Here is a 15,591-nt window from a genome sequence, read left to right on the forward strand (position 1 = left end):
CAATCGTTTATCCAAAGATGTAGCTGCGGAAACAGTGATCACCCAAGAGATGATTGACCCGCCAGCAGATTCGCTGCTATGGTCGCTAAGACAGCAGCAGGACGCACATTTTGGACTCATAGAAACCTGAGGGGTTGGAATGCAACCTGAGGATGTGATGACAAAAGCAAGTGAGTGGCGAATCGCTCTGGCACAGAGAATCATGCCAGTCTACGCAAACCATCCGAAGGTTAAAGTAGTGATTGTCGGTGGTTCGGTAGGCCGCGGAATTGCCGACTGCTATTCGGATGTTGAAATCGGCGTTTTCTGGACTGAACCACCTTCTGAAGCAGAGCGCAAGACGTTGGCAGAACGGGTTGGTGCCGTTTATAGAGAGCAAATGAGCCCCTATGAATTTGACCCCCGCCAGCCGGGTGAAGAAGAAGCTGATGAGGACATCTACGTCGGCGGAGACAAAGATAGTGGCTTCAATGTCGATATCAAGCACAAGACGATTGCAGCAGTGGAACAGTACTTGGTAGAGATGTTTGATCATTGTCAACCCCATGACAACCGACTCGCTGAAGTCCTATCTCATTCAATTCCGTTATACGGTCAGTCATTGGCTGAACAGTGGCGTAGGAAAGTTGCGATATATCCAACCGAGCTTGCACAAAAGATTGTCCATACTTTACTGCGGTTTGAGCAATGGTGGCTTTGCGAGCAATTTGCTAAGGAAGAGGAGATGATCCTTGTACAGGAGCAATTTAGCGACCGCTTGACAACAGTAATCTCGGTGCTTGCTGTACTTAATCGTGTCTACCTGCTGGAAATCAAATGGACTGACTGGTCGATCGAGCAGTTGAAAATTTCTCCGTCGAATCTTATACACCGGGCGAAACAAATATTTGGACAGCCATCCCAAGTTGCAGCCCAACAACTCCGCCAACTGATTGAAGAGACATTCGATTTAGTGAAGCTACATTTACCAGGAATCGGCGTTGAATCACGGCGGCAGAAAGCGTTTAAGAGAACCCCCAAATGGGTCATTCGATCTAAGGTAGACCTGACAAATTTAGAAAGTTGGCAGCACGAATTGCTACAAAAGGTTAAACAAGCCTATGTTTCCAATCCTAATGTCAAGGCAATGATGCTCAGTGGACTCGCTTCTCAGCGGCGTATCAGTGGACTTACCTCTCGGCAGTATGCCAGCGGCGACTACGGCGATCTTGAGTTCACAGTTTTTTGGGCAGATGCTCCTTCCGAAACAGAGAGAGGACAGGCAATCCAGGCTGTCCGTGGGACGCTGAACTCCATCGAACCATTCGCCCCTAAGCAGGAAGGTGGAAGAGACAATTACAGCGTTTCTGGTGTGAACGTTGATGTCCAACATGTAACAATTGGACAGATAACGAGTATATTGACATCAGTTCTTAACCAATTTGACCCAAGCATGAGCAAACAGGCGGTGATAGCAACACTAGTGCACGGGATTCCTTTGCATAATGAAAATCTGATCCAGCAATGGCAAAAGAAATCCGCTTTATATCCCGATGAGTTGATACAGTCAACTGTGAACCAGATTCTTTCTGACTTTAAGTGGGCATGGAGCAATCGTGTGGAGATTTACGCCCATCGCGATGGATCCCTATTTTTTCGTGGGTTGTTTACCTATCAGACTCAGGAAATGTTGAAGATCTTGATGAGTCTCAATCGGGTGTACGTGCCCAAATACGGCAACCGACTCAACCCGCTCATTGAAGCATTAGAGATCGCGCCTCCGAATTTCGGTTCCTGATTCAAGAGGATGTTCCGATTGACCCCAGTCAGGGCGGTTGATGAATTGCAACACCTCATTGAAGAGACGTTTTTGCTAATCGAATCGGAATTCCCAGCGATAGACATCGAAGGAGCACGGGAGAAGTTCAGAAGTGAGCGTCGCAGAGCGTGGAATGAACCACCCAAGGGCATATTTTCTTGATGATTGTAAAGGCTTGCGGAAAGATTTCTAGAACGCTTCACATTTGACGCGCTATACAGGGCATACGTGATTTACACAATACTCATAGCGCCAACTAACCCTTGATTTTGAGTCAACTTGGTGTTACACTGAAACGCATGGACGATTGAAAGTTTCGATGATTCAGACAATAATAGGACTTACGCAGTTGGTTTATAAGTCCCCCTGATAAGGGGGATTTAGGGGGTTAAAAATAAAAAATCTCGTGCTGCGTGTTAAATTTGCGTAAGTCCTGTACAGAGGTGACATCAGCTATGCACCATAAAAATCTTCCTCAAATCCAAGTTCCCTCAACGATGAAAGCCAGTGTGTACCGAGAATTTGGCGGACCCGAGGTGCTGCGCTACGAAGATATGCCCACGCCTGAGCCGGCAAAAGGCGAAGTGCTCGTCAAGGTGCTTGCTGTCGCCATTGATTACATCCAACTCCATATCCGACACGGTGGTAGTGGTCGCATCGGGTCCTCGCAAGAATCACACTACGGCATCAAAGATCCGCCACATATTCCCGGTGGCATGGCGTGTGTGGAAGTGGTGGCACTTGGTCCCAATACCGAAGGCATCGAAATTGGTACACGCCATCTAGTCGGTGGGCTGCGACCGGGGTCATACGTCGAATACGGTGTGGTTGATGCAAAAGGTTTACAACCTCGCCCGGACGGAAGACCCAACCCGACAGCTTATCCTTCCGCATTCACACCAGAGCAGGCAGCCGCCTTTGACTACGCTCCGGTTGCGTATCATACATTGAAAGTCGCTGCCGGCTTACAGGCGCGAGAAACTGTCCTCATTCACGCTGCTGCCGGCGGCACGGGCGTCCTTGCTGTCCAACTCGCCAAATACTTTGGTGCACAGGTAATCGCAACGGCGGGCAGTGAAGCGAAACTTCAATTGGTGCGAGAACTTGGTGCCGATGTGGTGATTAACTACCGAACGGATGATTTCGTGGCAATGGCGTTAGAAGCCACTGATGGGCGTGGTGTTGATGTCGTGTGGGAATCAATCGGCGGTGAGGTCTTCACACGAAACCTCGATTGTATGGCAGAAGCCGGGCGAATGGTGAGTTTTGGCTCAAACTCTTTCACGGGGATGGGGCAAGTCGATTTCTGGCCATTCTGGATGAAGAACCTAAAGCTGATTGGATGGGGCGGTGTGAGCAATACACAGTCTCGCGCTCCGGAGATTATGGAGGAACTGATTACCCTAGCCCAGGAGGGTAAACTCAGACCGGTGGTGCGGCATGTATACCGATTCGCAGACGCATCTGAGGCACACCGTCTGATCGAGGAACGGGGTTCGATTGGGAAAGTAGTGCTAACGCCGTGAGGGTTTCCGGTAGGCTGCGAGGGACACGTTCAGGTAGCCGATAGATATGAAAAAAGTGGCAGCAACTGTTACGATTCTGCTGTTGATAACCGGTATAGTGAAGGCGCGAGCCCAGCTCTACGAACACCCTTTCAACCTCCATCAATTAAAGATGGGGCAGGCAAGCATCGCGGCAGGGGCAGAGTATGTTAACGAACGGGTCGCGGCGGTTGGCGACCTTGAATACGGCTTGCTACCCGGTATTGAAGGATTTCTGAAGGCGGGACAACTCCATTTTGATGACGAGCGCTCAACCACGCAGTCACCAATTTCGTTCTTTTATTCAGGGCTTAGTTCGATCCAACCGCTGATCAGAAGCGATTGGGAGTGTTTGGCGAGTGCGAGTTTCTTCGGAAGTTTTGCGGAGGAGAGAACAGGTGCCGAGAACAGTACGCTAGGGTTTTCCATTGGATTCGGATTCTTCCATAAAATTGTCGGAGATTCGGTGCTGTCCGTTGCACCGTACGCACTCGCTTTTTATGACATGAGTTGGTGGACATTGGGGGAGGAAACGTCACGTGGCGGCGCATTTTCAGGACAGATCGGCTTAGAGGTTGACCTATCGCCAACTATGAGTTTGCTCGGGAGCATCATCTATCCCCTTAAAGCAGATAGGGGGACGTTATATGGGATTTTTTTGTCCTTCCATCCGAGCGTCACCGACAGTGCTATAGGTCCCTAGACATCATTTCTTAAGAGCTGCTCAAGCGTTATAAAGTTAGGCTTGCCTGACGAACATCATTCATAGACATTGCGTAGAAAGAGGCTCAAATGAAAAAAACAGTAACAGTTGTTTGCCATCACGAGCACGGCATTCCCGAAGAAGTAGCCCAAGTCGAATCGTGGGACACCCCCGCCATCGCTCCCAACCAAGTTCTAGTTGAGATGAAAGCTTCACCGATTAATCCCGCCGACATCAACAGGCTTGAGGGGAAGTATCCAATTCGCTCCCCGCTACCTGCGATTGCGGGAAACGAAGGCGTTGGTATCATTGCAGAAACAGGCAGCGCGGTCGCCAATCTGCGCGTCGGTCAACCCGTTATCTCACTAGATCGAGTGGGCCACTGGTGCGATGCGTATGTATCAGACGCGAAAAGCCTGATTCCCCTGCCAGATGATATCCCTCTCAAGCAAGCAGCGATGCTATCAGTCAATCCGCCAACCGCTTGGCGGATGCTTGAAGGGTTCGCTGACCTCAAACCCGGTGATTGGGTGATTCAGAACGCCGCCAACTCTGGGGTCGGACGGGCTGTGATCCAGATCGCACGTTTACGCGGCTTGAGAACCATTAATGTCGTGCGCCGGGAGGATCTGATCCCCGAACTTGAAGCGGAAGGCGCCGATATCGTCGTCACCGATGAGATTCCACTGTCAAAACAAATTCGGGACTTGACAGGCAACGCTGATGTACCACTTGGATTGAATGCTGTCGGTGGGGAGAATGCACGGGAGATAGCCAAATCACTCAGCGATCGCGGCACATTGGTCACCTACGGTGCGATGGGACTCCAGCCACTACAGATGAGCAATAGCCTGTTAATCTTCAAAGACCTCTGTTTCCGCGGCTTTTGGATTAATGCTTGGTATAAACACGCTGATACTAGGGACATTCATGATATGTTCAATCAATTAATCCCTCTCATAACGTCAGGGAAATTGACAGTACCAGTTGAGCAAACATATCCACTCACCGATGTCAAGGCGGCTCTAGCCCATGCGTGTCAGAGCGCTCGGAAAGGAAAAATCCTATTCGTGATGAATTGAGACGTGATACGTGAAATGAAGTTGTTGTATTTGCCTTTGTGCTATTATTGTATGGGACTTACACAGTTGGTTCATAAGTCCCCCTGATAAGGGGGATTTAGGGGGTTAAAAATAAAAGAATCTCGCACCGTGTGCTAAACTTGCGTAAGTCCTGTAATATAAAAACTGTCCGAAGGGTTGAGTACCTCGGGTAGATTATCTCCTTAACCTGTGGGAGGATTGTGCCGTAAGAAATGGAAGTATCGCATAGTCGCCTTGTTAGTAGATCGCCGATTTTCTACGGCTGGATTATTATGTTGATCGGGACACTAGGAATGATTATGAGCAGTCCCGGTCAGACCTATGTAGTATCGATCTTTATTGAGTCCTTCATCACAGACCTAGGGATTAGCCGGTCGCTTGTCAGTACGCTCTACACACTGGGCACACTTGTGGGAAGTTTCGTCTTGCCGATTGTGGGATACCAAATCGATCGGCATGGTGCCCGGTTGATAGTGGTGCTGATTACCGCGCTTTTCGGATTTGCTTGCGTCTACATGGGCTACGTGCAGAATGCCTTCATGCTCGGTTTAGGCTTCATCGCACTCCGCATGCTCGGTCAAGGAAGTTTGGGATTGGTCTGCACGAATATCATTAATCAGTGGTGGGTGCGCCGGCGGGGCATGGTGATGGGGATTTCCGGTATGGCAGGCTCCCTTATTAGTTTGGGAGGTTTTCCAAACCTTGTCAACTGGTTAATTCCTACCTATGGTTGGAGGTCTACTTATATACTCCTTGGGATAATACTCACGTTTGTGATAGCGCCCGTGGCGTTTATATTTTTTCGTAACCATCCAGAGGATTATGGACTCCAACCAGATGGAGGGGAATCAAGTACATTCAGGTTTCGCAAAAGAAAACAGGTGACCACGAGATTAACGGAGGTGAACTGGACGCTAGGAGAGGCGATGCGCACATCCGTCTTCTGGATTTTGGTGGCAAGTCTTTCTGCGATCAGTATGCTATCCACTGGTCTATTTTTCCATATGGTCAGCATCTTTACCGATAATGGATTGACACGCAATCTCGCCGCAGCAGTTTTTGTGCCTATCGCTGTGACCACTGCGGTCGTTAATTGGGGCAGCGGTCTTCTCGTAGACCGAGTCCCGGTGCGTATATTGCTGGCCACTGGTTTGTTCTTCCAGGCGCTGTCACTATTGATGGCATGCTCGCTTTCCGACATTACCCTTGCATTGGTGTTTGGCGTTGTCCTCGGAATTTCCAGCGGGCTCATTCGTATCTTGGGCAGCGTGATCTGGGCGATGTACTTCGGACGGCATCACCTAGGGAGTATAACGGGGTTCACCTCAATGGTTACGATTATCGGCTCTGCGCTGGGACCGATGCCCTTGGGAATTGGTCGAGACTTGTTGGGAAGTTATAATCTTGCGTTAATGATTTCGGCGGCCATTCCGCTTCTGCTAGGAATTCTTGGCCTCTTTATTGCTGATCCCGTCCGTTTGGCGGGGCAGCTGCAAAAGCACGAACAAGAAACAGACGAATAAACGAGCCGAACCCCTTTTTTTCTAGTAAGTCGATTTTCCAAAATCACCATTCTAGCGTCAAGATCTGAATCTCGACCTACTAGAATAACCCAAGTTGCTAGATTAGGAGTTACGCACTTCAGTAGTGAACAACGATCGTTGTTCACTGCGGAATCCTTGATGGTGCCCCTGCTGTAGTTGCCCGTTTCTTAATCCCCGAACTACAGGATTTTGAGCGTTCAACTGCGTGAGTCCTATAGATATTGAAAATTCATCGGTTGTCGGTTAAAACTGAAGATGTTTGCCTTTCGCTCCAGAGGAGCGAGATGTCTATAGCGCGGCGAGATGTCCAATACCTGCGCTCCAGAGGAGCGCAATGTAAATTATGGTGAATTCTAAAAATAAATAGACACTTTCGCCCCCCGGTAGGTGCGGTTTGTAACCGCACCGGTTTGGAGTGTCTCATTAATTCTAAGGTCCACTATAATATGGTTCAAACATAAACGGCACAATATTTTCAACACGAAGGGAGAAAGCTATATGCCGACAGAGAGCTTAGACCGAGCCAAAATTGTTGTTCCCGGCGACAATCCACCGCAGATACAAGGTTCCCCACATCTAGAGCGACTCGAGCCCTACGGCGATGTCACTTTGTACACAGATCGTCCAGAGTCACTTGAGGAACAGATTGACCGCACAAAAGACGCAGATATTATCATGAACACGCGTGGCATCGTAACATGGTACGCCGAAGCCTTGCACCAAGTCCCGAAACTACGCATGATTGCAACGTGCTCAATCGGCACAGACATGCTTGATTTGGACACAGCAAGGGAACTCGGCATTGTTATCTGCAATCAACCCGGTCGGACAGCTCCCGTTGTCGCTGAACACGGGTTTGGATTGATGTTCGCTGCAGCCAAACGCGCCGCGTTCATGACAGCAGCAGTGAAAGACGGTGGTTGGCCCCGAATGGACAACATCTACTTGCAGGGCAAAACGCTCGGGATTATCGGTACAGGACACATCGGAGCGGAGATGGCAAGGCTCGGTCGAGCTGTCGGGATGAACGTGATCGCCTGGACTTTCAACCCTTCACCCAAACGGGCGGCGCAACTGGGAGTCCAGTACGTCGAATTGGATGAGCTATTGCAAAAGGCAGATGTTGTCAGTCTCCATGTCAAGCTAACCGATGATAGCCGCGAAATGATTGGAAAACGGGAACTCGAACTGATGAAGTCCAACGCTCTGCTGATTAATGTCGCACGCGGCGATATCGTAAATACGAACGCGCTCATTGAGGTGCTGAATTCCGGGCATCTCGGCGGTGCCGCAATCGATGTCTACGATGAGGAACCACCGCCGGCCGACCATCCACTCCTCGACTGCGAACAGGTTATCCTTTCGCCCCATTGTGCGGACATGACGCCAGAGGGTGTTGATTTGCTCAACGAAGGCGTTGTTGATAACGTTATCGCCTTCTTGGAGGGCAAACCGCAAAACGTAGTGCCGTAATCCGTAAAACGTAATGACGGGTGGTCATAATTGTTATCTGAATTGCGGATTAAACTGATGGCACAGATTATGCCGAGGATACACCAGACGTATTACCGAATAAATCAACGATACCGTCCAATCAATAAATTTTCAACGACTCGCAACTAAGGCTATTTATGAGCACCCCTCCATTAATTCTAAAATCTACCGTAATTCCACAAGGCCCGTTCTGTATAACCCATTGGCTCAAAAGGTGCTAAGGATGAACATTCACGACAGCGGATATAAGAAGCTATTCTCAAATCGAACCATCTTTCGACAACTTCTTGAAACCTTTGTTAACCAAGAATGGGTCCATTCCCTCAATTTCGACAACTGTGAATCCCTTGATAAATCCTTTATCTCCGAACACTACAAAGAAACCGAGAGCGATTTAATCTACAAAGTCCAGTTTCATGACCGTGAGGTCTATATTTACATCCTGATTGAGTTTCAATCTACTGTAGATCCGTTTATGGCGTTACGCGTTCTGAACTACATTACCAACTTTTACATGGATTTTCTCGTCAATAATAGGGGTGTCAAAAAACTACCGGCGGTCTTTCCAATCGTGTTATACAATGGAAGCGCGCCTTGGACAGCACCGGTGAATCTTTCGGCGTTAATTGAGCAGAACCCACCGCTGGGTAGATTTGCATTAGATTTTGAGTATTTCCTGATTGCTGAGAACCAATACAGTCAGGAGGCGTTGTTAAACATCCGGAACATCGTATCAATGTTGTTTCTGGCAGAATCCCATTACGATGTAGAGATGCTAGAGGTAGAGCTGCTAAATCTGTATTCGTCGGCGGAGGACAAACAGGCTGTCAGTCTGTTCTTAAACTGGTTTAAGCAGTTGGCTGTCCACGGACGGATTGAACCCGCAGATTATCAGGCACTAGAGTACATTTACCGAAACGAAGAGGAGGTGAAGACGATGTTAGTGACAGCATTAGAGAGAGACAGGCAGCGATTTTTTCAAAACGGTTTGCGTGAAGGCAGGCAGGAAGGCAAACAGGAAGGGCTGCGTGAGGGTGAGCAGAGAGGCAGAATTGAAACCGCAAAGGCGATGCTTGCCAAGGGAATGGAGATAACACTCATTTCTGAGATCACAAACCTTTCAGAAACGCAACTCTTACAGTTGAAAGATGGACTTTCCTCAGTGAAGAATTGAAAACAGTGTTAAATCAGATACAGCTTCCAGCTTGAACTTTCAGGTATTTATGGGCGCATTTAGCCACAATTTTAAATCCCGATTTATGCCGTTTCGAGCATCCTTGATGAAATCGGGATCGGGGCGGAGCGCAATGTGTTTAGCAGTGTATAACTTACCCAAACACCCTAGGTCAATCTACGTTATGCGAATAGGATAGGGGTATTACGATGACGCCTTCTGAACTCCACGAAATCATCAGCCGGGGCGAAGACTCCAAAACACAGCTCAAACGCCAATTCAACAGCATTGATGCGTTAGCTACAGAGATTGCGGCGATGCTTAATTCCGAGGGTGGGCTGCTTATCGTTGGTGTGTCAGATTCGGGAGAGGTTTGCGGCGTTGCAAACATTCGCCAACTCAACCAATGGATTTCAAACGCCTGCTCTCAAAAGATCGAGCCCCCTGTAAGCGTAACGACGGAAAATCTGGGCATCGATGATAAATTGGTTGTTGTTATCAACGTTCCCTTGGGCACCGACAAGCCTTATGCCGTCAATAAAACGGCGTTTTGGGTGAAAGTGGGGGCTGATAAACGCCGGGCAACGCGGGAAGAACTCCGACGGTTGATGCAGGCATCGGGCACATTGTATGCCGACGAGATGCCACTCGCTCATACAAGCTGGGATGAATTGGATCTGTTGCGATTTAGAGATTTCTACAAACAGCAATACAATCAGGAAATTGATCAGCTTAACGCTTTCACCGAGCGCAGCCTATCAAACCTAAAACTCCTCAAATCACCCCATCTGACGTTAGCAGGGCTTCGACCACAGTTGATGGTCAAAGCGGTCGCATTTATCGGCAACCGCTTGGAGGGAACGGAATATCTGGACAGCGAGGACATCGGATCAACCTTAGCCGAACAGTTCAAGGGGACAATGGGATTTCTCAAGCGTAATCTACGAAAGCAACAAAACGGTCAGAATTTTAATTTTCCCGGTATTCTGGAAGTTCCCGAAATTGCCTTGGAAGAAGCAGTCGTCAACGCGCTTGTTCACCGTGACTACCTGATTAGCAGTAGCATCCGCGTTTTTATCTTCGATAATTGTATCGAAATCATCAGCCCCGGCAAGCTGCCTAATACGGCGACGGTCGAGTCGATCCGAGCCGGAATACAGATTGTGAGGAATCCGGTGTTGATCTCATTTGTCCCGAAGATAGGAATCCCTTATCGCGGTTTAGGTTCTGGAGTTCCCCGAATGATTGAGGAATGTCGCAAAGCCGATCTCCCTGAACCTAAATTCATTGAAGATAAGGTTGCTGAAACATTTACAGTTGTTTTTGATAGACGATCAAATACCCGTTAAGCAACCAATTTTGTGATCCTAATTAAAGTGCCAGAAAATGAACCAAAAGATTAGCGATAAACTCTCAAACCTACCTGCCGGTCCCGGTGTCTATCTGATGAAAGACGCAGCGGAAAAAGTGCTGTACGTCGGCAAGGCAACCTCCCTGCGCCAACGGGTCAGATCCTACTTTCAAAATGCTGCCACCCCACACGCCTTGACCAAGCCGATGCTGCGTTATGTCCACGATATCGACACCATCCTTACTGCAAGCGATGTTGAGGCGTTAATCCTTGAAAACAACCTAATTAAAGAACATCAACCTCGCTACAATATTAGGCTCAAAGATGACAAACGCTATCCGTATCTGAAGGTGACAGTCAACGAACCGTTTCCGGGGCTTTACATTACCCGTCAAAAAGAGAGCGATGGTGCGAAATATTTTGGGCCCTTTGTACGTACCCGGGCAACACGCCAGACCATCAAGCAGCTGACAAAGGTCTTCCCTATCCGCACGTGTAATTTGGAATTGAAGGCATCAGGAAATCCCCACCGTGTGTGCTTAGATTATCACATTCAGCGTTGTCCCGGCCCCTGTGCGGATCTGACTAGCGTTAAGGAATACAATCAGATTGTGGACAATGTCCGCCGATTTTTGAGCGGGGACAAAGCGACGGTTCTAAAAGATCTGAGGACAAAGATGCAGGCCGCTGCAGCCGCACTCGATTTTGAAAGTGCCGCGAAATATCGAGACCAGATTGAGAATGTCGAAGATGCCATTGCCAAGCAGAACCTTGACAACCCGTCCGCGGAAAACGAGGATGTAATCGGCGTGGCGCAGGCGGGCGATGAGGCGTGTGTGCAGGTGCTGATGATACGTGATGGAAAGCTAATTGAGCGCGAACACTACTTTCTGAGAAACTCATCCAACGCTAGTGTCGAGACGCTGACCGCATTTGTCCAGCAATACTATCAGGATGCGTCGTTTATTCCGAAAACCATTTTGTTACCTGATGACATTGAGATGTCAGAAGCCATCCAACGTTGGCTGTCCCAGAAGCGCGGTAGTCAGGTAACGCTGTATTTTCCACAGAGAGGGCGTAAACGCCAGTTGGTAGAGATGGCAGCGAAGAATGCGAGTATCATACTTGAGCAGAAGGAACAGAACGTCGTTTTCAAAGCCGATGACAACCCCGCCTTGATGGAATTACAGGAGTTGTTGAACCTTCCTCACCCCCCTGCCCGGATCGAAGGGTTCGATATTTCCAATCTGGGAGATCGATTTCCTGTTGCCTCAATGGTGGTGATGGAAGATGCGGCACCCGCAAAATCTGAGTATCGACGTTTCAAGATTCGCACCGTTGAAGGGCAAAATGACTATGCCATGATGCAGGAAGTTGTCACCCGTCGGTTTCGTCGTGCTATCGAGGAAAATCGTTTCCCAGATCTGATATTAATAGATGGAGGCAAGGGGCAATTGAGTGCTGCGTGTGAAGCGTTGGAAACGCTTGATTTGAGCCACCTACCGATTATTGGGCTTGCCAAACGATTCGAGCATATCTTTCTCCCCGGCAGATCTGATCCAATCGTGCTTCGGCGCGACAATCCGACACTCCACCTCATTCAACGGTTGCGCGACGAAGCGCATAGATTCGCTATCACTTATCACCGAAAACGCCGCAGCCGTGCACTCAGCCATTCAGTTCTCGATGAAATTCCGAACGTTGGTGCCAAACGAAAGCAAGCATTGCTTCAACATTTTGGGGCTATTGAAAAGATACGTCAAGCCAGCCTTGATGAGCTACTAGCTGTGAAAGGGATAACCCACGGTGTCGCAGTAACTATTCACAAACACTTGAGGGAACGGGAGGATCAAACGAGAGACATATCAACGCAATAAACCATAAAGCACCCAATCGCAAACATTTGCTTCTGTCAATCTGTTATCAGGTATGAAAATTGCGCTTATTCGAGTGTATCCTTAATTTAGCTGGAAAGATTGCCGCTCAATTAGGGATAAAGGTTCACGTTGGATTTGCTGCACTTTGCGCCGCCGCACCGAGATGGGCAATCAAAGTGTACCGAGTAGTGCAATTCCCACTTTCAGGGAGAGGGAACAGTGAAAAGCCACCTGTTCGCACTCACCATGGCAGTTTCGCTTCACATATTGTTTTATACACATCTGCTTACAATAGGAACAGGAAACCACGATATAGAGGTAAATCAAGAAAAATGAATAAACTTTCTGTTTTTTTTTACGTTGTAGACATTATATTGTAATGAAGGAAAGGGAAGCTGAATGAGTGAAAGAAATGTAAAGATCCTCGGAATACTGGCAGTTCTCGTCATCGTCTTGGTGTTACACATCAAACTGTTCCAATTTAATGAGATTGTTCAACACGGTGCCTTGCAAACATTGGTCTGTCTCGGACGAGTGACAAAAATAGATACGAGCGAAGATGTTGATCAGATTATAACCTTCCGCATTATTTCCGGGAAATTTCGAGGAGAAACTGTTCAGGTAAACAACATCTGGACGGGACGCGCATTCGGGGATCGGGTGATACGACAAAAGGACGTGCTCTTCCTTGAGATGCCCCTCAGACGCCAAGCTAAAACGACTCTGAGCGAAATACGTGACAACGTGCGAATGCTTGAATATTTCCGAACACCTTTTCTACTCTATCTTGCGGGGATGTTGGGCATCCTAATCATTATGGTCGCTGGTATGAAAGGTATACGCGCAATCTTGACGTTGTTCGTCACTGCCTTTGGTATCTTATACATCCTAGTTCCCTTAACGCTCAACGGCTTCAATCCGATTGCCGCTGCCTTGTGTGTCGCAGCTTTACTGACCGTCTCAACCTTTGTGCTGATTGCTGGGTTCAGTTTTAAGGTGGTTCCCGGTGTGCTAGGCACCCTCGGTGGATTGGTCGCTGTTGGCTTCCTATCAGTAATCAGCCAAAAGGCAATGCTCTTCACCGGATTGGCGCAGGAATTTGGATTTCTTGAACTCGGTATCGCTCTCTGGCGAACACCAGTTTCGCACGGTTGGGATTTCAAGGGGATCCTCGCAGCGGGGATGATTCTGGGGGCTGTCGGTGCCATGATGGATGTCGGTATGTCCATCTCTTCGTCTGTCTATGAAGTCAAGCAGGTCAACCCAAATGTCACCGTACGGCAAGCTATCCGTGCCGGATTGAACGTGGGCAGAGACATCATGGGGACAATGGCGGATACCCTAATTTTTGCATATCTGGGCGCGTACATGATCACCATGCTACTTCCCCGTATTGAGTTTCCCGAAGTCGGATACCTCTACCCATTTCTCCGTTTAGCGAATGATGAAACAGCCGCCGTTGCTATCACACAAGCAATCGTCGGAACCATCGGGTTAGTTTTGACTGTTCCAATCGCTGCGGTCATCGCCGGTGTCCTGACCAAATATATGAAGACCTGCCCTCAGAGGAGGAACTTGAAGAGCTTTTTCGCACTGATGACCCAAAAAGCAAAGCGCGTTTGGCCGTGCCGATAGCACTGATTGTTGTCCTTGTAGGCACACAATACTTCTACCATCGAATCAACCGCGCATCAGCGGTGATTGTCGAGCATCATGACGCAAACGGTAATCTCACCACTAGATCGGAATATGCCAAAGGCAAGGTGATTAGCCTCCTTGAATCAAACGCTCCCCTCCTGTTTACTGTGGACGGAACAGAGAAAGATAGTTTGGAGCGTCGGCAGATTTCCGAAAATCTACGGCGAGAATTTGAGCGCCATAACGTGCCACTATCACAAGACCTCACTGTTTCAATCAAAGGGTGGAGGGATACCAAATGGCTCATCAGGGATGAAAAGAACGAGGTCACCTTTTCTGTTGGCGAGGCGGAAGGCAAACTCAACGTTTACGACGCGACGACAGAACATCACATCCTGAAAGTCGAAATGCTATCGGGGCTCTACGAAGGACAAACGATTATCATGCGGAACATCCTCAACCATAAAGTCGATCTGCTGAGTATCCCCGCCGAACCGGGAGATATTATCTTATGCCGCATGGGAGGGGCGCCGGATCAGGTCAGTTTGGTCAATCTCGTTCAGGAGTATGGGCGCGATCGATTTCTAATTTGGATGTTTGGGTTGATGTTAGTGGTGATTATCATTGTGGGACGGAACGAGGGGGTACGTACCGCCTGTGCGATGATCGGTTCAGGTTTAATCCTTTACTTCTTCATGATCCCCCTGATCTCACGTGGTGAAAACGCCGTGTTGATTGTCACGTTGACCTCCGGCATGATTGCTTTTGTATCCCTCGTATTCGTGATTGGTCCTAGTCGAAAGACCTTTTCTGCTGTGCTTGGCACGATGGGAGGTATCCTTGTCGCTGGGCTGCTTGTCATGTTCGCCCAAAACTACCTCCGTTTTTCAGGCTTGGAAAATGCGGTCTCGGCGGATATCATAGAAGCCACTCGCACACCGCCTTTCGATTTCCGACAGGTGCTGCTCGCGGGGATGTTAATGGGGGTGCTCGGTGTTGCTGTTGATGGTGCGATTGAGGTCGCCTCCTCAATGGAGGAAATTCGCCGAGCAAATCCAAACATGCCGACTTGGAGATTAATCACGTCTGGGATGAACGTCGGCACCGATATCCTTGGGACCATGGTTAATACATTGGTTTTTGCTTATCTGGGTGTGGAGTTCCTGTTTATCATGGCAGTCGCGACACCCAATCTTGACCTCTTCCAATCCCCTACAATAGAGCTTTTGAGCGTCGGCATTGCGTCCTCCGAAATTGTGCGCTTGCTCGCCGGCACACTCGGACTCGTCCTGACCATTCCGATGACCGCTACAATTTCAGCCGTCTGGAATCGACGCAGAAATTAGCGTGGTATCGCGCATTCGA

The 15,591-nt window shown here is 48.8% G+C and carries 12 protein-coding genes; all 12 read left to right on the forward strand.

Features of this window, described 5'->3' with window-relative positions:
* Window positions 1-157: 157 nt before the first annotated feature.
* The gene (locus tag J4G02_11340) at window positions 158-1,777 is read left to right on the forward strand and encodes a hypothetical protein (GenBank protein MCE2395170.1); all 1,620 of its coding nucleotides are present in this window, start codon (window positions 158-160) and stop codon (window positions 1,775-1,777) included.
* 18 nt (window positions 1,778-1,795) lie between these two features.
* A complete protein-coding gene (locus J4G02_11345; protein ID MCE2395171.1) occupies window positions 1,796-1,960 on the forward strand; it encodes a hypothetical protein in 165 nt (54 codons plus the stop codon).
* 293 nt (window positions 1,961-2,253) lie between these two features.
* Complete coding sequence (locus J4G02_11350; GenBank protein ID MCE2395172.1) at window positions 2,254-3,324, forward strand: NADPH:quinone oxidoreductase family protein; 1,071 nt, start codon at window positions 2,254-2,256, stop codon at window positions 3,322-3,324.
* A gap of 46 nt (window positions 3,325-3,370) precedes the next feature.
* On the forward strand, window positions 3,371-4,045 hold the full coding sequence (locus tag J4G02_11355) for a hypothetical protein (GenBank protein ID MCE2395173.1): 675 nt from the start codon (window positions 3,371-3,373) through the stop codon (window positions 4,043-4,045).
* A gap of 89 nt (window positions 4,046-4,134) precedes the next feature.
* On the forward strand, window positions 4,135-5,127 hold the full coding sequence (locus J4G02_11360; GenBank protein MCE2395174.1) for a 2-enoyl thioester reductase domain-containing protein: 993 nt from the start codon (window positions 4,135-4,137) through the stop codon (window positions 5,125-5,127).
* Window positions 5,128-5,447: 320 nt separating this feature from the next.
* Window positions 5,448-6,671, forward strand: a complete 1,224-nt coding sequence (locus J4G02_11365; GenBank protein MCE2395175.1) for an MFS transporter — start codon at window positions 5,448-5,450, stop codon at window positions 6,669-6,671.
* Window positions 6,672-7,190: 519 nt separating this feature from the next.
* Window positions 7,191-8,165, forward strand: a complete 975-nt coding sequence (locus J4G02_11370; protein MCE2395176.1) for a glycerate dehydrogenase — start codon at window positions 7,191-7,193, stop codon at window positions 8,163-8,165.
* A gap of 244 nt (window positions 8,166-8,409) precedes the next feature.
* Entirely contained in the window at window positions 8,410-9,360 is a 951-nt protein-coding gene (locus J4G02_11375) for an Rpn family recombination-promoting nuclease/putative transposase (protein ID MCE2395177.1), read from the forward strand.
* A 209-nt stretch (window positions 9,361-9,569) separates the two neighbouring features.
* On the forward strand, window positions 9,570-10,709 hold the full coding sequence (locus J4G02_11380) for a putative DNA binding domain-containing protein (protein MCE2395178.1): 1,140 nt from the start codon (window positions 9,570-9,572) through the stop codon (window positions 10,707-10,709).
* 37 nt (window positions 10,710-10,746) lie between these two features.
* On the forward strand, window positions 10,747-12,588 hold the full coding sequence (uvrC, locus tag J4G02_11385; protein MCE2395179.1) for an excinuclease ABC subunit UvrC: 1,842 nt from the start codon (window positions 10,747-10,749) through the stop codon (window positions 12,586-12,588).
* Between the two features lie 399 nt (window positions 12,589-12,987).
* A complete protein-coding gene (locus J4G02_11390) occupies window positions 12,988-14,223 on the forward strand; it encodes a YibE/F family protein (protein MCE2395180.1) in 1,236 nt (411 codons plus the stop codon).
* A complete protein-coding gene (locus J4G02_11395) occupies window positions 14,208-15,572 on the forward strand; it encodes a YibE/F family protein (GenBank protein MCE2395181.1) in 1,365 nt (454 codons plus the stop codon). The genes J4G02_11390 and J4G02_11395 overlap by 16 nt, the downstream gene beginning before the upstream one ends.
* Window positions 15,573-15,591: the final 19 nt, after the last annotated feature.

It is taken from the genome of Candidatus Poribacteria bacterium, assembly GCA_021295755.1.
Lineage (GTDB): Bacteria > Poribacteria > WGA-4E > WGA-4E > PCPOR2b > PCPOR2b.